The sequence below is a fragment of the Sphingomonas sp. SP2 genome (assembly GCF_058313385.1).
Window position 1 is genome coordinate 392,217 of the sequence record NZ_JBZFLD010000001.1, and the last position, 22,410, is coordinate 414,626.

The following is a 22,410-nucleotide window of genomic DNA, read 5'->3' on the forward strand; positions in this document are numbered from 1 at the left end:
CAGCTCAACCCTCCTTCGCCACGCCGGCCGCAGCGGCCTCGCGCAGTCGTCCGAGCACATCGTTCACGGGCCCGTCGGCAATCACCCGTCCGCCGTCGATCACCAGCAGGCGGTCGACGATGTTCAGCATCTGATGGCGATGGGTCGCGACCACGAGCGTCTGCTCGGGGCGCAGCGCGGTCTTGAGCTTGTCGATGAAATAGGCCTCGGTCTGGCTGTCCATCGCGCCGGTCGGCTCGTCGAGGAACAGCATCCGGCTGTCGCTGACGAGCGCCCGCGCAAGCACCAGCAGCGCGCGCTGGCCACCCGACAGCAGCGCGCCGCGCTCGCCGACCGGAAGGTCGAAGCCGGCCGCGTCGCGCGACAGGAAGATGTCGGCGCCCGAACGGCGGACCGCGTCAATCAGCTGCTCGTCGGTCGCGCGCGCGCCGCCGAGGAGCAGGTTGTCGCGGACCGACCCCGAGAAGAGCTCGGCATCCTGGCCGACGAAGCGGAAGGCATCGCGCAGCTGGTGCGGATGATATTGGCGGCTGTCGAGGCCATCGACGGTCATCACGCCATCGGTCGGCGCATAGAGGCCGCAGAGCAGCCGGCCGAGGGTCGACTTGCCCGAAGCCACGCGGCCGATGATGCCGATCTTCTCGCCCGGGCGGATCACGAGGTTGATGTCGCTGAGGCTGTCGCGCGCTGCGGTCGGATAGCGGAAGCCGACATGCTCGAGCGCGACATGGCCGCTGCGGATCTCGGGCACGATCGAGCGGGCCGCGCTGACGCGCTCGTCGCCCGATTCCATCATCCGCTGGAGGCTGGCGAGCGTGGTGAAGGCCTGCTTGCCGCGGGTGATGAGGAAGGCGAACTGGCCGACCGGCGACAGCGCGCGGCCCGCCAGCATGACGATCGCGATGATCGCGCCCATGCTCATCTCGCCGGCGTTGAACAGGTAGAAGCCTCCGATCAGCAGGCCGATCGAGATGATCTGCTGCGACAGGCTGGCGAGATTCACGGCCACCGCGGTCAGCCGGCGCATCTTCTCCTGCGTGCCCGCGGTCATGTCCGCGAGCCGCCGCCAGCGGCCGAGCATCTGGCCTTCGGCGCGCTGCGCCTTGAGCGTCTCGAGGCCAGAGATGCTCTCAACCAGAACGCTGTGCTGCAGGCTCGAGTCCGCCTGCGCGTCGAGCGCCGCCTGGTTCATCCCGCGCTGCAGGCTCATGCCCGCGACGACCATCACCGCGATCCCGACGATCGGGACCAGCACCAGCCAGCCGGCCAGCACGGTGATCAGGATCAGGAACAGGAAGAGGAACATGATGTCGACCGCGAGCACGACCGTGGTCGAGGCAAAGAAGTCGCGGACCATCTCATATTCGCTGACCCGCCGGGCCATCGCGCCGGTGCTTCCCGCGCGCTCGGCGAGCGGGATGTTCATGATCTTCTCGAACAGTTTCTGGCTGAGCTTGGCGTCGAGCTTGCGGCCGACCTCGTCGATCAGCTGCGCCCGCGCGAGGCGGAGCACGAAGTCGAGCCCGAGCGCGAGCATCACGCCCAGCGCCAGCACCCACAGGGTCGGGATCGCCTTGTTCGGAATCACCCGGTCGTAGACGTGCATGGTGAAGAGGGGCACGGCGAAGGCGAGGAGGTTCACCACCAGCGCCGCGAGCAGCACCGGGCGAAGCTCGGAGCGGACCTTGTTGACCTCGCTCCAGAACCAGTGGACCCGCTTGGCCCGGTCCCACGGCCGCTCGCCGGCGCGTTCCTGGGTCGGGTCGGCCTCGACATGGACCGCGCCGCCCGTGAAGAGCGGCTCGATCTCGGCGGTCTCGACCCACATGGCGTCGGCCGCGCCGGGGACGAAGACCAGCGCCTCGCGTCCGTTCAGTTCATTGAGGACAATCGCCCGCCCGTCCTCGAGCTCGAGGATCGCGGGTAGCCGCGCCGACGGCCAACCCTTGAGCGTGCGGGTCAGCGGCTGGCCGCGCATCCCGACCTGCTCGAGCGCGGGCTCGACCTGGTGGAAGGGCAGCAGGCCGTTGGCGTTGAGCGCCAGTCCGGCGCGCAGCAGGACGGGCGACGAAGGCCGGTCCGCTGCGCGCGCGAGATAGGCGAGGCATTCGAGGACGGGGTCGAGTGCCTCGTTGTGCGAGGCCTCCACAAGATTGACGAAGCTCAACTGACCATCCCCTACGCGGTACGATTACTGGCCGGTCGCCACCGGCTCCACCGGAGCGGCGGTGCCGCTGGCCGGACGCGGCGTCGCGCCGACATCCTGCGGATTGGCCGGCGGACCCATGACCGGATAGCGCAGGCTGTTCTCCTGGCGGTCGGTCACGGGCACGGCCCGGACCTTGTAGCGGCCGCGAAGGTCGCTGTAGGCGCCCTGCGGCATCTGCACGCCGAGCGCCTCGACCAGCTTGTTCGACGCGGCCAGCACCCGATACTGGGCGAACAGGCGGCTCATCCGCGCGGTCTCGGCCTGGGCCTGGACGTTCTGGCGGGTGTTCTGCGCGTCGAGCACGTCGAGCAGCGAGCGGCGGCCGACGTTGAACTGCTCGCGATAGGAGAGCAGCAGGTCGTCGCTGATCCGGCTCTGGTTCTCGAGCTCGCCGACCAGGCGCTGCTGGTTCTGCAGGCGGCTCCAGGCCGAGCGGGCGTCTTCCTCGGCGCGGCGCTGGGTCTCGAACAGACGGGCATGGGCCTCGTCGGCGCGGCGCTGCTGCTCGCGGACATTGGCTTCCTTGATCCCGCCGTTGGTCAGCGTCCAGCGAAGCACCAGATTGGCTTGGAGGTCACGGGTGTTGCCGGCAAAGCCGTCGACGTCGTTGCCGACACGGGCGCGGCCCTCGGCATTGAGCCGCGGACCGACGTCGCTGCGGGCGGCGCGAACGACTTCACGCGCGCTGCTGAGGTCGGCGATGGCTTCCTGGACCCGCGGGTTGTTGTCGCGGGCCGCGGCCTCGGCGTCGGTCAGGCTGGCCGGGACCTGGGCGGTGAGGTCGGGCGGCACCGAGACGCTGTCGATCGGCATGCCGGTCAGCGTCTGGAAGGCGATCGCGGCGGTCTCGAGATCCTCGCGAGCCTCGGTGACCCGGGCGCGGGCCGCCTGCAGCCGCTCTTCGGCCTGCTGCTGGTCGGCGATCGAGATCGAGCCCTGCTGGACGCCCTGGCGGAGGTCACCGGCAAGCCGCTCGTGGAAGGCGACATTGTCCTCGGCGATCGCGACCAGCCGCTGCTGGAGCAGATAGTCGATATAGTTGCGCGAGACGTTGAGCGCGACGAACTCGCTGCGCTCCTCGATCCGCGCGGCGGCGGCGTCGGTGCGGCTCGCCTGGCGGCGGATCTCGGCGTTGCGGCCGCCCGCGTCGACCAGCAGCTGGTCGACCACCAGTTCGCCCTCGACCGGCTTCAGCAGCTCGTCGCCGAGCCCGATCCGGCGGCGGCTCGGATTACGCAGTTCGCGCAGCCCGGCCGAAGCGCGCAGGTCGATCCGCGGATGCCACTGGCCCCGCGCCTGGTTGAGCTCTTCCATGGTCGCTTCGCGGTTATGCACCGCCTGGCGGATCTCGGGATTGCTCTGCAGCGCGGACTGCACTGCCGAACGAAGGTCGACCGCATGCGCGGGCACCGCGCTCGCGAGCATCACGCCCGGAACGATCACCATCCAAGTCTTCAAGGTCATAACTCCCCCTTCTGGTCTAAAAAGCGGAGCAGAGCGCCCGTCCACTGGCGCCCTGCCCTGCCTCGGGTTTCCTAGCCGTTGGCTGCCGGCTGAACCGCGTCAGGATGAAGCGCCGGGGTCTCCATCGCGCTGGCGAGGGCCGTGAACAAGGGACCGAAATGGCCACCGTCCCAGGCCGGAACAGCCGCGTTGAGCTGGGTTGCCAGCTCCGCCAGATGCCCGCCCTCGCCGTTCATCGACACCTCGAAGCCCTGCTGGTGCGGGGCCGGTTCGGCGAGCTTCACCGCGACATCGATCAGCTGATTGATGTCGGGGCCCTGCATCCCGCCGCCGGCGAGCGCATCGGCGATCACCTGCTGCAGGCCTGCGTCATGGCTGACCGGACCCGAGTGGATGCCGGCAAGCGCCGCCATCTGCTCGGGGCTCGGAAGGTGAAGCTCGGCCGCGGTCGGGACCGGAGCCCCGCCGGTGACGAGCTCGGTGCCACGGTCGAGCGGCAGGCTGGCCGTCACGTCCTCGATCAGCTGCGGAGCCTCGAGGCCGCTGTGACCGGCTTCGGCGAAGTGCTGGACCGGCTCCGAGACCGGGGCCGGGGTGCCGCCGACGCTTGCGGCCGCGACCGCGAGGCCGTCCGCCGCCTGTTCCGGCGCGACGTCGCCAGCCGGGACATGGCCCGCGGCCGGCGCTGCCGCCGCGACCTCGTTCACGACCGGAGCCGTCGGCTCGGCGGCATTGGCATGCTCTGCCGCTGCCGGTGCCGCCGCCAGAGCCGCTGCCGCTGCCGCCGCCGCGACCAGCGCCACGCTGGTGTTGGCACCGGCCTCGCTGCCGCGGATCTGATCGTTGGCCGCCACCTTGAAGATGGTGTCCTGGGCCAGCTGGCTGACGCCGTTGCGGACGAAGCTCGTCGAGCCCACGACCACCACGTCACCGCCCGCCGCGACCGCGCTCTGACCGTCGCCGACCAGGTTGATCGCGCTGATCCCGAGGTCGGTCAGGCTCTTCACCTCGCCGGCATCGGCGACGCCGTTGCTGTTGGCATCCTGCCAGACCGCGAACTTGCCATAGTCGGCGTCATTCTGGTCGAGCACGTCGCCATATTGGGCGCGGAGCGCGGCAAGGTCGGTGGTCGACGCATTGCCGAACACGAACTCGCCCGAGCCGCTGACCGTGCCGTTGCCGTCGGAGTCGCGGACGAGGATCCCGTCCTGCGGCCCGACCCAGCCGGTGCTCTCGCTGCGGCCGTCGGCGTCATAGTCGTAGGCGACACCCGCCTCATGGCCGAGATAGGCGATCTGCCCGTCTCCGTTGAGGTCGAGAGTGACCGGCGTGGTCCCGGCCGGGTTGATCGTCGCGGTGATGGTCGAGGAGACGCTGTCCCCGTCGGCATCGGTGGCGATCACCGGGAGCACCTGCACGATCGGAGTTCCCGCCGAGAAGCTGCCGATCTTGAAGATGCCAAGGTCGAAGCTGCCGGTGGTATCCTGGACGACGACCGCGTTGAACTCGGACGTGCCCGTGCCGATCGCATAGCGGTCGCCTTCCTGGACCCCGCTGAAGGTGATCGAGCCGTCGCCGTTGACCGTGATGCTGATCCCGTAGGCGACCGCGATGGTCCCGCTCAGCGGCACGTTCACCGTGGTCGATGCGCCGCTCAGGTAATCGGTCACCGTCACCGTCTTGATCGCGATGATCGAGCTGTTGGTGAAGCCGCCGGTCGGATCGCTGTCCGGCACTTGGCTCGCCGTGGTGGTCGAGTTGAGCGCCCAGACCTTGAAGCTCACCACTTCATTCTGGTTGCCCTGCACCTGCGGGATGGTCTGGTCGAAGCTGGTGGTCCCGACATGGGCATCATAGTTGAAGCCCGTCGTCGTGCCCGCCCCGCTGGTGAGGTTCGACACGAGGTCGATCCGCAGCGTCTCGCCCGGGTCCATCGACTGGTTGGCGGTGCCGATCGAGTCGCTGTCGGTGTTGACCGTCTGGCTGGTCCCGCCGAGGCTGCCCGAGAGCAGGACGTCGATCTTGGTCGCGGCGTCATTGGCGCCGATCCCGCGATACAGCACGTTGCCCGCCGCCGAGCTCGTCAGGTTGGAGAAGGTGGTCTCCGTCCCGTTCGAGATGACGTTCTGGACGTCGAAGCTGTAGGTCCCGTTGGTGTTGAGGTTGACCACGTAGCCAACCACGCCGCCCGCGGTCTGCGCCGTCAGCGTGCTGCCGCTGACGACGTAGACCAGCGGCTGGCCGCCGACCGTCAGGGCATTGCCCGAACCGTCCTTGGCCGCGGTGCCGTTGATCGCGCTGTCGAAGACCAGGGTCCCGAAGCCGTCCGCGCCGATGCTGAGGTTGAGGTTGCCCGTCACCGGCGGCGTGTTGCCATTGGTGGTGGTTACCGCGCTCGGCGAGAAGGGGTTGGGCGTGTCGTCGTTGAACTCGATCGTCAGCTTGCCGGCGGTGGAGATGTCGCCATCGCCATCCTGTGCCCGATAGTTGAGGTCGACGAAGGCCGAGGTCTCGTTGGCGCCGGTGGCGTGGAGGATCGGCTTCAGCAGGTTCAGCGTGTAGTTGCCCGTCGCCGGGTCGACCACGATCGTGAAGATGCTGCCGCGGGCGCTGCTGGCGGTCAGCGTGTTGCCGCTCCAGCTGTAGTTGACCGTCTCCGTGCCGACCGTTCCGGTGGTGCCGTTCAGGTTGGCGAAGGTGATGGTCGAGCCGCTCGCGTCATTGCCCCAGTTGACGTTGATCTTGCCCGAGAAGATCGCCTCGCTGGTGTTGGGCCCGAGGTCCCCGACATTGGCATCGATGTCGCCGGTACCGCCGGCATTGCCGCCGGCGAGGCCGTCGTCGTCGACCTTGGCGATGGCGTCGCCCGGCTGCGGGAGCGAATCCGGCTTGAGGTTGATCGTCACCGTGGCGGTCGACTTGTCACCGTCGCCATCCTCGATGGTGTAGGTGAAGGTCGTGCTGCCTTCCTGGCCGGAAGCCGGGGTGAAGGTGAACTGCGCCGTCGCCGGATCGTAGGTGATGGTCCCCTGCGACGGCTGGGTGAAGGTCACCTTGGCGAGGCTGGACGTGTCGACATTGTCGGCGCCGAACACGTCGTTGCCGAAGACGCCGAAGGTCACCGGCTGGTTCTCGTTGACCTGGCCGACAATGTCATTGGCCGCGGTCGGCACGTCATCGACGATGTTGATGACGAGATTGCCCGCGCTGCTGTCGCCGTCGCTGTCGGTCACCACCAGGGCAAAGCTCTGGCTGGTGTCGCCGCTCGCCGGCGGAACCGCGCCGAGCGTATTGTCGGCCAGCGTGTAGGTGTAGTTGAGCGAGCCGATGCCGGTGCCGGCATTGTAGCTGTAGCCAGTCACGACCAGGGTACCGGTGGCGTTGCTGGCGACCGTCTGCGGGAAGGTCCCGGCAAGGTTGATCGTGGTCCCGTTCAGGGTGATCGAGCCGACCCCGTCCTGCGCGGTGAAGCCGATCGTCCCCGACACCGCTTCGCGCGGATCGCTGTTGTTGCCGGCATTGCCGTCGGCGATCTCGCCCGAGCCCGCCGGTTCACCCGGACGGGTGCCGAGCGCGGCCTCGTAGACGGTGGTGTTGGCGGCCGCCGTCGGGATCGTCGTGGTGACGCCGCGATCGGTGATCCCGATCGTCAGGGTCGCGGTCGCCGTGTCGCCGTCACCGTCACGCAGCGTGTAGGTGAAGACGTCGGTCGCATTGAGCGGCGACCCGTTGAAGCGGACGTAGCTGTAGCTGCCGTCGGCCTTGATCGTCAGCGTGCCATACTGGCCCGCGACGACGAGGTTGCCCGCCTCGAACACATTGTCGACATTCGCCGGCACATTGTTGCTGGCGATCTGGACGACGCTGGCGCCATCGGCACCCGGCACGTCCGCGACACCGTCGGTGGCGTTTGCGTCGCCGCCGGCGACATCGACGCCGGTGATGACGTTGCCCGTGGCCGGGCCGGTGGTCGCGCCGACGCTGTCGATGTCGTTCGCCGCGGTCGGCGCGTCATCCTTGATGGTGATGACGAGGTTGCCGGCCGGCGAGGTGTCGCCGTCCTTGTCGGTGACCACCACCGCGAAGCTCGCATTGGTGTCGCCGCCGTTCACCGCCTGATTGCCGATCGTGTTGTCGGTCAGCGTGTAGGTATAGGCGATCGACCCCTCGCCGGTGGTCGGGCTGTAGGTCACCCCGGTGACGACCAGGGTCTGGCCGCCGGCGGTGGTGATGGTCTGCGGGAAGGTCCCGCCGAGGTTGAGCGCAACCCCGCCGAGGCTGATCCCCTGCAGCCCGTCCTTCGAGATGAAGCCGATGGTCCCGCTCACCGCTTCGGACGGATCCGAATTGTTGGTGCCATTGCCATCGGCGATCTCGCCAGAGCCCGCCGGTTCGCCGCCGCGGACCGGGAGGCCCTTCTCGTAGACGGTCGTGGTCGCGCCGCCCGCGGGCGGGATGTCGATGGTGACCGGGGCGTCCTGGATGACGATGTTGAGCTGGGTGACGCTGAGGTCGCCGTCGCCGTCCTTGAGCGTGTAGCTGAAGGTGTCGGTGACGCCGCCCGGCGTGTTGGCGTTGCGGGTGTAGCTGTAGCTGCCGTCCGCATTCAGCGTCAGCACGCCATACTGGCCGTTGATGCTGGTCGCGACGCCGGTCGCAATGGCCGTATTGTCGGTCCCGGCCTTGACGCCGACCACCGCCGCACCGGCCGAGTCCGCGCCGAGCGTGTCGGCACCCGCCGCGCCCGAGGTCGTCCCCGCGCCGGTGATGACGTTGCCGAGCTCGGGCCCGAAGGTCCCCGCCGCGATCGTGTCGGTATCGACCCGAGCGGTCGGGACATCGTCGACGATGTTGATCGTGATGGTGCCCTGGACGCTGTTCCCGTTGGCGTCGGTCGCCGTGTAGGTGAAGACGTTGCTTCCGCTCACCACCGCGCCGTCATTGGCCTGCGGGACCGTCGAGAAGGGCGAGGTCAGCGTATAGGTGTAGCTGCCGTTGCTGTTCAGCTGGATGACGCCGTTGGCGCCGGTCGCCGACCCGTTCAGCACGTAGCTGGTCGCGCCCGCAACGCTGAGCTGGCCGCTGACCGTCTCCGCCGTCGAGGCCGGGGTCGAGCCCGTGACGGTGCCCGCCGCGAGGTCGGCGCCGTCCTTGGTGAGGTCGAGCGCGGCTTCGTTGACCGACTTGGTCTGGTTGTCGGCCGGCAGCGTGACGTTGTTGACCGTGATGGTCAGCGTGGTCGTGCTGAGGTCGCCGTCGGCGTCGCGGATCGTGTAGGTGAACACGTCCTGCTGGCCGGTGGTGACGCTGTTCGGATTGGCGACGTAGCTGTAGCTCCCGTCGGCATTGAGGGTCAGCTTGCCGTAGGTGCCGTTGATCTGGACCCCGACATTGGCGCTGGCCGCGACGCTGGTGTCGCCGCCGGTCTTGACCCCGACCACGACCGCGCCGTCGGCGCCGAGCGTGTCGGCCCCGGCGAGCCCGCTGTCGGTCCCGGTGCCGGCGATGACGTTTCCGCCCGTGGTCGCGCCTTCCGCGACGCTGTCGGTATCGGCCCGCGCGGTCGGCACGTCGTCGACGATGCTGATCACGAGGTTGCCGCCGCTGGTGTCGCCGTCGCTGTCGGTGACGACCAGGGCAAAGCTCTGGCTGGTGTCGCCGCTGGCGGGCGGAACCGCACCGATCGTGTTGTCGGCCAGCGTGTAGGTGTAGCTGATCGAGCCGATGCCGGTCGTCGCATTGTAGCTGACGCCCGTCACGACGAGGGTGCCGGTGGCATTGGTCGAGACCGTCTGCGGGAAGGTGCCGCCGAGGCTGATCACCGTTCCACCGAGGCTCACCGAACCGAGCCCGTCGGGCGCGGTGAAGGCGATGCTGCCTGAAACGGCTTCGCGCGGGTCGCTGTTGTTGCCGGCATTGCCGTCGGCGATCTCGCCCGAGCCCGCCGGTTCGCCCGGACGGGTGCCGAGGCCAGCTTCATAGACCGTGGTGGTCGCGCCGCCCGCCTGCGGAATGGTGGTGGTGACGCCATTGTCGGTGATGCCGATGGTCAGCGTCGCCGAGCTGAGGTCGCCGTCGCCGTCGCGCAGCGTGTAGGTGAAGACGTCGTTCGCGGTCAGCGGGGCGCCGTTGAAGCGGACGTAGCTGTAGCTGCCGTCGGCCTTGATCGTGAGCGTGCCATACTGGCCCGCGACGACGAGGTTGCCCGCCTCGAACACATTGTCGACATTCGCCGGCACGTTGTTGCTGGCGATCTGGACGACGCTGGCGCCATCGGCACCCTGGACGTCCGCGACACCGTCGGTCGCGTTCGCATCGCCGCCGGCGACATCGACGCCGGTGATGACATTGCCCGTGGCCGGGCCGGTGGTCGCGCCGACGCTGTCGACGTCGTTGCGCGCCGTCGGCACGTCGTCGACGATGCTGATGACAAGATTGCCGCCGCTATTGTCGCCGTCGCTGTCGGTCACCACCAGGGCGAAGCTCTGGCTGGTGTCGCCGCTCGCCGGCGGGACCGCGCCGAGCGTATTGTCGGCCAGCGTGTAGGTGTAGCTCAGCGAGCCGACGCCGGTGGTGGCGTTGAAGCTGTAGCCCGTGACCACCAGGGTCCCGGTGGCATTGGTCGAAACCGTCTGCGGGAAGCCGCCGGCAAGGTTGATCACCGTGCCGCCGAGGCTGATCGAGCCGAGCCCGTCAGGCGCGGTGAAGGCGATGCTGCCCGACACCGCCTCACGCGGATCGCTGTTGTTGCCGGCATTGCCGTCGGCGATCTCCCCCGACCCCGCCGGCTCACCCGGACGGGTGCCGAGCGCGGCTTCGAACACGGTCGTGGTCGCGCCGCCCGCGGCCGGGATGGTCGTGGTCACCCCCTGGTCGTTGATCCCGATGGTCAGCGTCGCGGTGGTCTCGTCGCCGTCGCCGTCGCGCAGCGTGTAGCGGAAGACGTCGCTCGCCGTGATCGGCGAACCGTCGAAGCGGACGTAGCTGTAGCTGCCGTCGGCCTTGATCGTCAGCGTGCCATACTGGCCGGTGACGACCAGGTTGCCTGCCTCGAAGCTGCTGTCGCTGTTCGCCGGAACGTTGACGCTCGCAACCGAGACCAGGCTGCCGCCGTCGGCGCCGGGCCGGTCGGCCACGCCGTCGGTGCTGTTGGCATCGCCGCCAGCAACGTCGATCCCGGTGAGGACGTTGCCCGTCGCCGGGCCGGTGCCGGCGCCGACGCTATCGACATCGTTGAAGGCGACCGGCGTGTCGTCATCGACCTTGATGAGCAACGAGCCGAAGGCGCTGTCGCCATCGACGTCGGCCACGCGGTAACCGAGCGAGAACTGGACGTCATTCTCGTCCCCGCCCGCCGGATGAGCGATCGGGGCATTCTGGACGACGGTATAGGCGCCCGTCTGATTGTTGATCGTGATGGTCAGCACCACGACCCCGCCCTGGCTGATCTGCAGCAGCGACGAGTTGACGAGGGTTGCAGTGAAATCGATGGGGCTGCTCAGCGAGACAATCGAGAAGCTGACCGGGCTGTCGCCGCCGCCGCCCGCGAGCGTGCCGGTGACATTGACCGAGTTGGGGTCGTCGCCGACGCCGCCCGGATTGCCGCCGGCCAGCGCATCGTCGTCGAGCTGGACCACCGGGTTCGGCGCGACGAACGGCTGCGCGTCGCCGATGTTGATGGTCAGCGTCGCCGTGTCCTGGTCGCCGTCGGCGTCACGGATGGTGTAGCTGAAGACGTCGCTGACGCCGCCCGGAGTATCGGCGTTGCGGACGTAGCTGTAGCTGCCATCCGCCTTGATCGTCAGCACGCCATACTGGCCGTTGACGACCAGGTTGCCGGCCTCGTCGAAGCTCGAGTCGCTGGTGACGCCCGCCGCCGCGACGACGGTCGAGCCGTCGGCGCCGAGCAGGTCCTTGCCCGCGTCGCCCGAGGTGGTGCCGACGCCCGTCAGGACGTTGCCGGTCTCGGGGCCATAGCTGCCCGCGGCCATCGCATCGGTGTCGTTGAGCGCGTCCGGCGCGTCGTCGACGATGGTGATGACGAGGGTGTCGCTGGCGGTCGAGCCATCCTGGTCGGTGATGGTGACGGCGATCCTGTCGGTGGTCGACGCGCCGCTCACGACCAGATTGTCCTTGAGCGTGTAGCTGTAGCCGATCGCCCCGGCCCCGATGCTGGTGATCGTCAGCAGGCCTTCACCCGTGTCGATGACCTGGCCGACGCTGGCCACCGCGACGCCCGCGATGGTGATGGTCGAGGGGCCATCGCCCGGCGTGTAGCTGATCGAGCCCGAGGTGCTCTCGCTCGGATCGCCGTTGACGCCCGCGGCGACGGCTTCGCCCGTGCCTTCGCTCTCGCCCGGGCCACGCGCCCCACTGAGGCCCTTCTCGAACACGATCGTGCCCGGGGCATCGGCGTTCGGCGCATCGATCGTCGGCACGTTGTTGCCGATGTTGATCGTCAGCGTGGCCGTGTCCTGGTCACCGTCGCCGTCGCGCAGCGTGTAGGTGAAGACGTCGGTGACACCGCCGGGGGTCCCGGCATTGCGGACGTAGCTGTAGCTGCCGTCGGCCTTGATCGTCAGCACGCCATACTGGCCGTTGACGACCAGGTTCCCGGCTTCGTCGAAGCTCGAGTCGCTGGTGACGCCCGACACGGCGACCACGCTCGCGCCGTCGGCGCCCTGCGTGTCCTTGCCGGCGTCGCCCGACACGGTGCCCGCGCCGCTGATGACGTTGCCGGTCTCGGGCCCGTAGCTGCCGGCCGCGATCGAGTCGGTGTCGTTGCGCGCGTCCGGTGCGTCGTCGATGATCTTGATGACCAGCGTGTCGGTAGCGGTCTGGCCGTCCTGATCGGTCACCGTCACGGCGATGCTGTCGTCGCTGCTGGTGCCCGGGACGAGAAGATTGTCCTTGAGCGTATAGCTGTAGCTGACCGAGGTGCCGGTCGTGGCGGTGATCGTCAGCAAGCCCTCGCCGGTGTCGATCACTTGGCCGACGCCGGTTACCGTGACGCCGGCGATGGTCACCACCGCCGGGCCGTCGCCCGGGGTGAAGCTGATGGTGCCGGTGGTCGTCTCGCGCGGATCGCCATTGGCACCCGGCGCGGCTTCCTCGCCCGAACCCTCGGGGGTCCCGGCGAGCGCGGCTTCGTAGACCACGGTGCCCGGCGCATCGGCGTCGGGCGCATTGACGGTCGGCGGGAGGTTGCCGATCGAGATCGTCAGCGTGGCGCTGCTGGTGTCGCCGTCGGTGTCACGCAGCGTGTAGACGAAGCTGTCGCTGACGCCGCCCGGGGTCCCGGCATTGCGGACGTAGCTGTAGCTGCCGTCGGCCTTGATCGTCAGCACGCCATACTGGCCGCTGATGACGAGGTTGCCGGCTTCATCGAAGCTCGAATCGCTGGCTTCGCCGGCGCTGACCGCGACCACCGTCGCTCCGTCGCGGCCGACCGTGTCGGCGCCCGAGGTGCTGGTCCCGGCGCCGGTGATGACGTTGCCGGTTTCCGGGCCATAGGTGCCCGCGGCGACCTGGTCGGCGTCGTTGCGCGCGACCGGGCCGTCGTCCTGCATCTGGAAGAAGCCCTTCGACACGTCGAGCGCGCTGCTGTCGCTGTCGCCGTCGCTGTCGACCACCGTCTGCTGGACCAGTAGGGCGCCGGTCGCGGCATTGAGGATCGCGGCCTCGTCATAGCTGGTGCCGCCGGTCGGGTTCCACACCGGCTGGAGCTGGGTGAAGGTCACCACGCCCGAGGCCGGGTCGATGGTGATGGTGAAATAGTTCACCCCGCCGGCCGAGCCGGTGATGGTGTTGCCGCTCTGGTTGAGCAGGATCTCGGCGCCGCGGCCGAGCGGGTCGCCGTCGGTGGTCGAGACGTCGCCGACCTGCAGGACGTACATGCCGCTTGCGACATTGGTGCCGTTGAGGACCAGCGCATAGCTGGTGCTGCCCGCGCCGTCGGCGCCATATTTCACGGCATTGAAGCTGCCGCTGAAGCCGGCCGAGACGCTGGCGAGGCCGCCCGGCGCGCCGGCACCGGCGGTGTCGCTGCCCGCGGGGAGGGTCTCGTCGAGCACCAGGGTTGGGCGCGCGCCCTCGACCGCCAGGCTGCTGTCGGGACCGTCGTCCTTGAAGACGATGAGGTTGCCGATCCCGGCCGAGGCGGTCGCGGTGTCGCCGTCGCCGTCGCGGATCGTCAGGGTGGCGTTGATGAGGCCCGACAGATCGAGGCTGTCGTCATAGGCCGCGGCGGTGCTGCCATCGACATTATGCTCGAGCGCGACCGACTGCTGGACCGTCAGCTTGCCGTCGGCGCCGATGGTCAGGGTGAAGGCGGTCTTGGTGCCGGTCCCGTCATTGTAGGTGCCGGTGATGACCGAGCCCGAGGTCTGGACGAGCGTGATCGCGAAGTCGCCCTGCGCGGTGCGGAGCGAGGTCGAGCCATTGCCGGCCAGCGCAAGGCCGTAGCTGTTCGCGCCCGAGGCCGCGGCGCCGTCGGCACCGAAGGAGACGCCCGTGCCGACAATGACGGCGGACGCGCTGGTGGCGCTGATCGGGAAGCCGGCCGGTGTGACGGCGGCGGATTCGTCGATCGTCACCCCGGCCCCGCCGGCGGCGCCGCCGAGGGTCGGCGTGTCGTCGTCGACATTGACCTGGAAGGTGCCGAGCGCCTGGTCGCCGTCGGCGTCGGTGACGCTGTAGCCGAAGGTGAAGACGACGTTGTTCTCGGCCTCGCCCGCCGGATGCGCGATCGGCGCATTCTGGGTGACGGTATAGGCACCGGTCTGGGCATTGACCGTGATGGTCATCACCGTGACGCCGTTCTGCTGGACCAGCAGCGAGCCGTTGGCGCCCGAGACATAGGAGAAGCCGGCCGGCGCGCCGGCGGTCGACAGGGCAAAGGTCAGCTGGCCGTCGCCGCCCGAACCCGACAGGGTACCGGTGGCATTGACGCTGTCGGGATCATCGCCGGTGCCGCCGGCATTGCCGCCCGGACGGGCGTCGTCGTCGAGCTGGATCAGCGGGTTCTCGCCCACTTCCGGCTCGCGATCCTCGACCAGGAAGACGTCCTGGAATTCGGGCGGGATGTAGCCGAGCTGGGTCGGCGGGAGCAGGTCACCGAGCGGCGTGCCCGGATCGAGCGGACCGACCGCCTCGATGAAGTTGCCGCCGCTCGACTGCGGCACGCCGCTCGCCGGACGGGGCTCCTGGTCGATCAGCAGCGCCGCGAGGTTGGTCGAGGGCACTTCGATGTCGTTGATGACGAGCTGCGGGACGAACACCGCGCCGTCGACGATCAGCATCTGCGTGCCATCGGGCAGCATGACCAGCAGGTCACGGCCGACGATCCGGATGTCGCTCAGTTCGACCCCGGCGGGGAGCACGACGACACCGTCGGGTCCGGGGATGATGCGCTGCGCGTCGGCCTTCACGACCGCCTGGGTCTTGCCGATCTCGATCGTCAGCCGGGCCTGGCTGCTCGCGCCCGAGGCGTCGGCCAGCGTGTAGGTGAAGGTGTCGCGGCTATTCTCGGGCACGCCCGCCTTGGCGGTGTAACTGTAGTCGCCCTTCGCCGTCAGGCTGAGGGTGCCATGCTCGCCCTCGACGCGAAGCCGTCCGCCGTCGAAGCTGGTGTCCGATCCGCCGGCCCCGGCCAGCGCGGTGATCTTGGCCCCGGCCGCGGCGTCGGCGCCCGCCGCTCCGCTTTCGGTGCCCGCGCCCGTGATCACATTGCCGGTAGCCGGCCCGCGTTCACCCGCGGCCAGCTGTTCCGAATCGTCCCGAGCGGTCGGCCCCTGGTCCTGAAACGACCCCGACAGCGATGCATCTTCGTAGCGCATTGTTCACCCTTCGATCGGCGGGTTCGGCGGTCCCCACCGCCTGTCCCCTTTGTCCCCGCATTAACTGGGTGGTGATCGGTTGCCGTTGAACGGCGAAGGTTAACGACCAGCCCCAGGAACGCGCGTAACGATGAAAACAACCACGAAGTTGATATGGATTGCAAGTTGGCAGGCCGTGACAGACCTGTGACAGAGAGTCTGTTCGGGCCAATGACAATAGTCTTCAAAGGTTAACTTCAATCACAACTGTAGAACATAGGTCAACATGCAGCCTCTATTTCTATTTACCTTGTCACATTGGTCTTTCCTGATGCTTAGGAATAACCAATCCGCGTCCTGTATCCGTGGGGTTTGATAACAGCCACTTCGTGGGCGACACGTCCGAAATGGGTGCATTTAGTTTTTGTTAAGGATGTTTGTTGAATGCGAGGATGCACGAGTCCTGTGATTCGACTGACTCGCGGAAAACCGGAAAAAACTTTTCGGTGGCGTCCCGAAACGGGAACAAAGCCCCGGCTTCTCAATCGACTCGATGGCGACTCGCCGACCGCTTGCGCGGTTCCGGCCCCCGCTCCATCCTGCCGGGGTGACTGCCGCCGCCCTTCCGAGCCACTGGCCCCGCGACCTCTTCACCGCCGCGCTGGCGATGAACGACAATCGCCTCGATATTGCCGAGCGGCTGCTCAAGGCGCGGCTGAGGACGACCCCCGACGATGCCCGCGCGCTGCGGATGCTGGCCGAGGTCGCCGGGCGGATCGGGCGGCTCCACGACAGCGAGACCCTGCTCCGCCACGCGCTCGACGTCGCGCCAGGATTTCAGGCGGCGCGCGCCAATCTCGCATTGGTGCTGGGGCGCCTCGGTCGTCCGCAGGAAGCGATGCCGCTCCTCGCCGACCTCCTTGAGGCTGACCCCGACAGCCCCGGCCATCGCAACCTCCAGGCGGCGACGCTCGGTCGGCTGGGCGAGTTCGAGCAGGCGATCGCCACCTACCGACAGGTTCTCGAGACCCTGCCCGACCAGCCGCGGGTCTGGCTCAGCCTCGGCCACATGCTCAAGACCGTCGGCCAGGTCGACGAGGGCATCGCCGCCTATCGCCGCGCCATCGCGCTTCGGCCCGATCTCGGCGAGGCCTGGTGGAGCCTCGCCAACCTCAAGACCCTCCGCTTTTCCGAAGACGATCTCGCCGCGATGCAGGCGGCGCTCGCGGGCGAGACCCTTACCCCCGAGGACCGCTTCCACCTCGAATTTGCGCTCGGCAAGGCCTTCCACGACCTCAAGCGCTTCGACGAAGCCTTCGCCTTCTACGCTGCCGCCAATCGCCGGCGCCGCGAGCACCAGCCCTATCGCGCCGCCGACACCAGCGCGATCGTCGACCGCAGCATCGCCACCTTCGATGCCGCCTTCTTCGAGCGCCGCAAGGGGCAGGGCTGCATGGCGCCCGATCCCATCTTCATCCTCGGCATGCCGCGGGCGGGCTCGACCCTCCTCGAGCAGATCTTGTCGAGCCACAGCCTCGTCGAAGGCACCACTGAACTTCCCGACCTCCCCGCCCTCGCCCGCCGCAAGCGCGGCTATCCCGAGGCGGTCCGCGACTGGTCAGCCGACGAACTGGCGGCGCTCGGCGCCGAATATCTCGAGCGCTCGGCGGTCCAGCGCCGGACAACGCGCCCCTATTTCATCGACAAGCTGCCCAACAACTGGCTGTTCACGCCCTTCATCCACCTGATCCTGCCCCGGGCCCGGATCATCGATGCGCGGCGCCATCCGCTCGGCTGCTGCCTCGCCAATTTCCGGCAGCATTTCGCGCGCGGCCAGGCCTTCACCTACGATCTCGGCGACATGGGCCGTTACTATGCCGACTATGTCCGGCTGATGGACCATGTCGACGCCGTCCTTCCGGGGCGGGTGGTGCGGATCCAGTATGAGGAGATGGTCGCCGATCCCGAGGCCGGGATCCGCCGCCTGCTCGACCGCCTGGAGCTGCCGTTCGAACAGGCCTGCCTCGACTTCCACCAGACCGAGCGCGCGGTCCGCACGCCGAGCAGCGAGCAGGTCCGCCAGCCCATCTACCGCGACGCGGCGGAGGAATGGCGGGCCTATGATCGCCACCTCGATCCCCTGCGTGAGGCGCTCGGCGCAGCACTCTACTGATCTGGCGCATGGCCGGCTCGCAACAGCCCCGTAACAATCGCGGGCGCGCCGATTGACTTCCGCTCCGGGCAAGGCAGCATTGCGTCGTCGAAACCGGGGGGTCCGTCATGTCGAATATCGCTGCGTCCGCGCGTCTTGCCATTGCCTTGCTCGCGGGGACGGCACTCAGCCAGCCCGCCTTCGCGCAGAGCGGTCCCAACGACACCCCGCCGACGCCGCAGGAGCAGGCCGCGAGCGACGGCCAGGATGCCGACCGGACCGAGATCGTCGTCACCGCGCAGAAGCGCGAGGAGAATCTCCAGAACGTCCCGATCTCGATCCAGGCGATCGGTACCCGCCGCCTCGACCAGCTCGGCATCTCGAACTTCGAGGAATATACCAAGCAGCTGCCGTCGGTCTCCTTCCAGACCGCCCAGCCGGGCGTCACCGTCGTCTACATGCGCGGCGTCGCGACCGGCGGCGACGGCAACCATTCGGGCTCGCTCCCCAGCGTCGGCACCTATCTCGACGAGCAGCCGGTCACGACCATCGGCGGAACGCTCGACGTCCACATCTACGATATCGCCCGGATCGAGAGCCTCGCCGGCCCGCAGGGCACGCTCTACGGCGCCTCGAGCCAGGCCGGCACCATTCGCATCATCACGAACAAGCCCCAGCTCGGGGTCACCGCCGGCCGCGTCGACGGCGAGCTCAGCAAGGTCGCGCACGGCGACTATGGCGGCAAGCTCGAGGGGATGATCAACCTCCCCGTCGCCGACCGGATCGCCTTCCGCGGGGTCGCCTTCTGGCAGCATGACCCGGGCTACATCGACAATATCCGCAATCCGCGGACCTATTACGAAAATGCCGCCGACCTCCTCGGCAGTCCGGTCCCGGTCGTCGTCGCCGACAACCAGCGCTTCATCGGCGAGGATCTCAACAAGCTCACCACTTACGGCGGCCGCGCGGCGCTCAAGGTCGACCTCGACGACAATTGGACCGTCACGCCGACCGTCCTCTACCAGAACATGAAGTCGGACGGCTATTTCGGCTATTATCCTGACCTCGGCGAGCTCAAGACCGACCGCTTCTACGACGAATATCGCAACGACAAGTTCGCCCAGGCCGCGCTCACCATCGAGGGCAAGATCGGCAACTGGGACCTGACCTATGCCGGCGCCTATCTCGACCGGAAGACGGCTAGCCTGACCGACTATACCGACTACGCCGACACCTACGACGACCTCTATTCGGACGCCGGTCTCGGCGGCCTCGCCTATTTCTACTTCCAGGACAGCGCCGGCAACTACATCGACCCGCGCCAGCGGATCGAGGCCAGCGACCATTTCAAGAAGATGAGCCAGGAAGTCCGGATCGCCTCGCCGACGACTTCGTCGACGCGGCTCCTCGTCGGCGCCTTCTTCCAGCGCCAGTCGAACCAGATCTTCCAGAATTACATCATCGACAATCTGGCGCCCAACCTGTCGGTCAACGGCCGCCCGGGCACGCTGTGGCTGACCCGCCAGGAGCGCATCGACAAGGACTATGCCCTATTCGGCGAAGTCAGCCAGGACATCGGCTCCAAGCTGACATTGACCGCGGGCGGGCGCCTGTTCCGCTACGACAACAGCCTGTTCGGCTTCTTCGGCTTCGGCCGCGACTTCAACGGCCCGCCCTACAATGGCGCGGGCAGCAGCCGGACCGGGGTCGCGGGCTGCTACACCACCAGCGGCGCCATCTTCCGCAACAATCCGGTGCCCTCGGCGATCATCACCGCGGGCGCCATCCCGGGCACGCCCTGCACCAACCTCGCCGAATATAAGAACGGCAAATTGGTGCCCAAGAGGGTCACCGGCAACGGCTTTACCCATCGCCTCAACGCCCAGTACAAGCCGTCCGAGGGCGTCATGTTCTACGGGACCTGGTCGCGCGGCTTCCGCCCCGGCGGCATCAACCGCCGCGCCACCGTGCCGCCCTACGATCCCGATTACCTGACCAACTTCGAAGCCGGCTGGAAGGTCAGCTTCGCCAATAATGCGGTGCGCTGGAACGGCGCGGTCTTCACCCAGAAGTGGAAGAAGTTCCAGTACAGCTTCCTCGGCGAAAACAGCTTCACCGAGATCCGCAACGGCTCCGACGCCCGCATCAAGGGGATCGAGACCGACATCAGCTATGTCGGCAACGGCCTCACCCTCAATGCGGCCGCGGCCTATACCGACGCCAAGACGCTGAAGAACATCTGCTCGGCCTTCGGCGACGACAAGGACTGCAGCGGAAGCTTCATCGCCGCGCCCAAAGGCACCCGCCTTCCGGTCACGCCGCGCTTCAAGGCCAGCGCCACCGCGCGCTATTCCTTCCCGCTCGACGCCTACAAGGGCCATGTCCAGGTCGGGGTCGCGCACCAGAGCTCGGCCGCGGCGACCCTTCGCCAGGCGATCCAGTTGGTCGGCACCGGGGATATCGTCAATCCGAACGACTATCTCGGGCGGATCGGCTCCTCGACCCTGGTCGACTTCACCGCCGGGATCGACTTCCGCAAATATGAGCTGGAATTCTTCGTCACCAACGTGTTCGACCAGCTCAACGACCTGACCATCGGTTCCAACTGCGGCAGCTGCCTCAGGCCGGTAATCACGCCGGGGACCCCGCGGACCGCGGGCATCAGGGTGGGCGCGCGCTTCTAGCCTGGTCGACGGCCATGCGACGCCGGATGGGGAGCCGCTTTTCCCATCCGGCGTTGCATGGCTGATGCCCTGGCAACCGCAACGCACCGATCGCAAGAAAGCCGTGGCCCTGGTGGCCCTGCTTCACCTTGCGCTCGGAACCGCGCTGATCGTCGGGCTGCGCGGCGAAGCCTTCCGCCGCGCCGCCGACAGCATGGCCACCTTCGACGTCGCGCCGCCCCCACCGCCGCCTTCGCCCCCGCCGCCGGAGCAGCAGGCCGACGCCGCCAGGGACGAAGCCGGCGAACCCGATCTTGCAGCCAAGCCTGCCCCCGTCGTGCTCCCGCCGCCGCCGGTCCGGCTGCCTGCGCCCAGCCCGCTGCCCACCGCCGACGACAGCGCGCCCGTCACCGGTGCGGCGCCGAGCGCGGGCGCGGGGCTGGTGGCAGGCGCGGGGCGCGGCGCTGGCGGACCGGGCGATGGCACGGGCGGCGGCGGCACCGGCGGGACGGGCGCGGGCAGCGGCGGCCTCATCGCGAGCCCGGCGCGCCTTCTGTCGGGCAACCTCACCCGCCGCGACTATCGCCGGATCCGCAGCTTCGGGGCGCAACGCGGGCAGGCGACCTTGGCGATCGAGGTCAGCGCCGCGGGCGCGCTCACCCGCTGCCTTCCGCTCAGTTCGTCAGGCGATGCCGCGCTCGACGGCGAACTCTGCCGCCTCCTCGCCCGCACGCGCTGGGCGCCGGCCCGCAATGACGCCGGCCAGCCCGTGCCGGTGGCGCTCCGCTATGTCGCGACCTGGGACCGAGACTAGCGCGTGGCCAGCCGCTTGCCCTTGACCGCCACCGGCGTGTCGCGGCGGTAGATGTCCTCGTAGAAGGCCAGCTCGCTGCCGCTCGGGACGGCGGTCAGATAGGTCAGGTAGACCGGCACCGGCCGGGCCAGCGGGACCTTCTGCTCGGGCGCGGCGCCCTTGGCCCTGAGCGGCTTGCCGTAGAGCCAGGCCGCCAGCCGATGCGCCGCTTCGAGCCGGACGCAGCCGCCGCTGAACAGCCGCGCGGCTTCGCCGAACAGTTCGTCCTGCGGCGTGTCGTGAAGGTAGATGCCTTGGGCGTTGGGGAACATGAACTTCATGTCGCCCATGCTGTTCGCGGGCCCGGGAAGCTGGCGCAGCCGCACTTCCTTCTTGCCCGCCGCGACCGCGGGCCAGTCAACGCTAGCGGGATTGATCACCCGCGCCTTGTCCGACCAGTCCGACAGGACCTGATAGCCCTTGGCCTTGAGATAGGGCAGCCCGCCCTTGACCACGTTCGGCGCGATCCGCTCGGCCGCGAGGTCGCTCGGCACGTTCCAATAGGGGCGAAGCGAGGTGTAGCGGATGTTCGCCGCCATCATCGGCGTCGGGTAGACGGGCTTGCCGACCACCACCCGCATCATGTCCACCGTGCGCCCGTCCTCGATCATGAAGAGGCGCTGCGCGGCGGCGTTGACGAGAACATAGCGACCGCGCGACGGAAGGCTGCGGACGCGCTGCATGTTGACCTGCACCAAGGACCGGGTGCGCTGGTCGAGCGCGCCGTCGGTCAGCTGGCGACGAAGCTGCGCATAATAAGGATGCATCCAGCCCATGTCGCGCATGTAGACGGCGGCATCGGGCGCCGAGCGGAGGCCGGCAAGGAGGATTGCGGCGTTCGGCGCCTGCGGCTTGAGATCATTGTCGACATAGATGATGCCGACGTTGGGCGCCCGACCGAGGTCCTGCGCATAGCGCACGAAGGCTTCGGACAGCGCGCGGTCGGCCCGCGCGACCGCCGCCGGATTGCCGCCATAGGCGGCTCGCGACAGCCGCGACAGGTCGCGGGTGCGGTAGCGCCTGGGGTCGAGCCCGTCGGCCCGCGCCGTGTCGAGCAGGCGGATCAATTCCCCTGCGGCCTGGCCGCTGCCCGGACGGAAGAACAGGCTTCCGTTGCTGGGGGCCGTCATCGCCGGTTGGGCACTCGCGCCCTGCGCAAGCGCGATCGGCGACAGGATCAGGGCCGCACAAACAAGTGCCGGGCGCATGACACGCCCGGCACCACGGCCACTCAGGTTACGCAAGTGGTTCAT

Annotated in this window: 7 protein-coding genes; 3 read left to right on the forward strand and 4 right to left on the reverse strand. The window is 68.4% G+C overall.

Going from position 1 to position 22,410, the window contains the following annotated elements:
* Positions 1–4 precede the first annotated feature (4 nt).
* The 3 genes from AC4GYU_RS02105 to AC4GYU_RS02115 form a co-directional block, all read right to left on the reverse strand.
* Entirely contained in the window at positions 5–2,167 is a 2,163-nt protein-coding gene (locus AC4GYU_RS02105; RefSeq protein WP_491085253.1) for a type I secretion system permease/ATPase, read from the reverse strand.
* Between the two features lie 24 nt (positions 2,168–2,191).
* Positions 2,192–3,673, reverse strand: coding sequence for a TolC family protein (locus AC4GYU_RS02110; protein ID WP_491085254.1), 1,482 nt, complete (start codon positions 3,671–3,673; stop codon positions 2,192–2,194).
* Between the two features lie 71 nt (positions 3,674–3,744).
* The gene (locus tag AC4GYU_RS02115) at positions 3,745–15,510 is read right to left on the reverse strand and encodes a cadherin-like domain-containing protein (protein WP_491085255.1); all 11,766 of its coding nucleotides are present in this window, start codon (positions 15,508–15,510) and stop codon (positions 3,745–3,747) included.
* Between the two features lie 586 nt (positions 15,511–16,096).
* Here AC4GYU_RS02115 and AC4GYU_RS02120 point away from each other — a divergent pair.
* From AC4GYU_RS02120 to AC4GYU_RS02130, 3 genes are all read left to right on the forward strand, one after another.
* Positions 16,097–17,662 (forward strand): tetratricopeptide repeat-containing sulfotransferase family protein, encoded by a 1,566-nt coding sequence (locus AC4GYU_RS02120; protein ID WP_491085256.1) that lies wholly within the window; start codon positions 16,097–16,099, stop codon positions 17,660–17,662.
* 107 nt (positions 17,663–17,769) lie between these two features.
* Positions 17,770–20,325, forward strand: coding sequence for a TonB-dependent receptor (locus AC4GYU_RS02125; protein WP_491085257.1), 2,556 nt, complete (start codon positions 17,770–17,772; stop codon positions 20,323–20,325).
* A gap of 103 nt (positions 20,326–20,428) precedes the next feature.
* A complete protein-coding gene (locus AC4GYU_RS02130) occupies positions 20,429–21,118 on the forward strand; it encodes an energy transducer TonB (protein WP_491085258.1) in 690 nt (229 codons plus the stop codon).
* On the opposite strand, the gene AC4GYU_RS02135 is transcribed toward AC4GYU_RS02130, so the two are convergent.
* Positions 21,115–22,365 carry a L,D-transpeptidase family protein gene (locus AC4GYU_RS02135; RefSeq protein ID WP_491085259.1) on the reverse strand — a complete coding sequence of 417 codons (1,251 nt, stop codon included), beginning with the start codon at positions 22,363–22,365 and terminating at the stop codon, positions 21,115–21,117. The genes AC4GYU_RS02130 and AC4GYU_RS02135 overlap by 4 nt on opposite strands.
* Positions 22,366–22,410 lie beyond the last annotated feature (45 nt).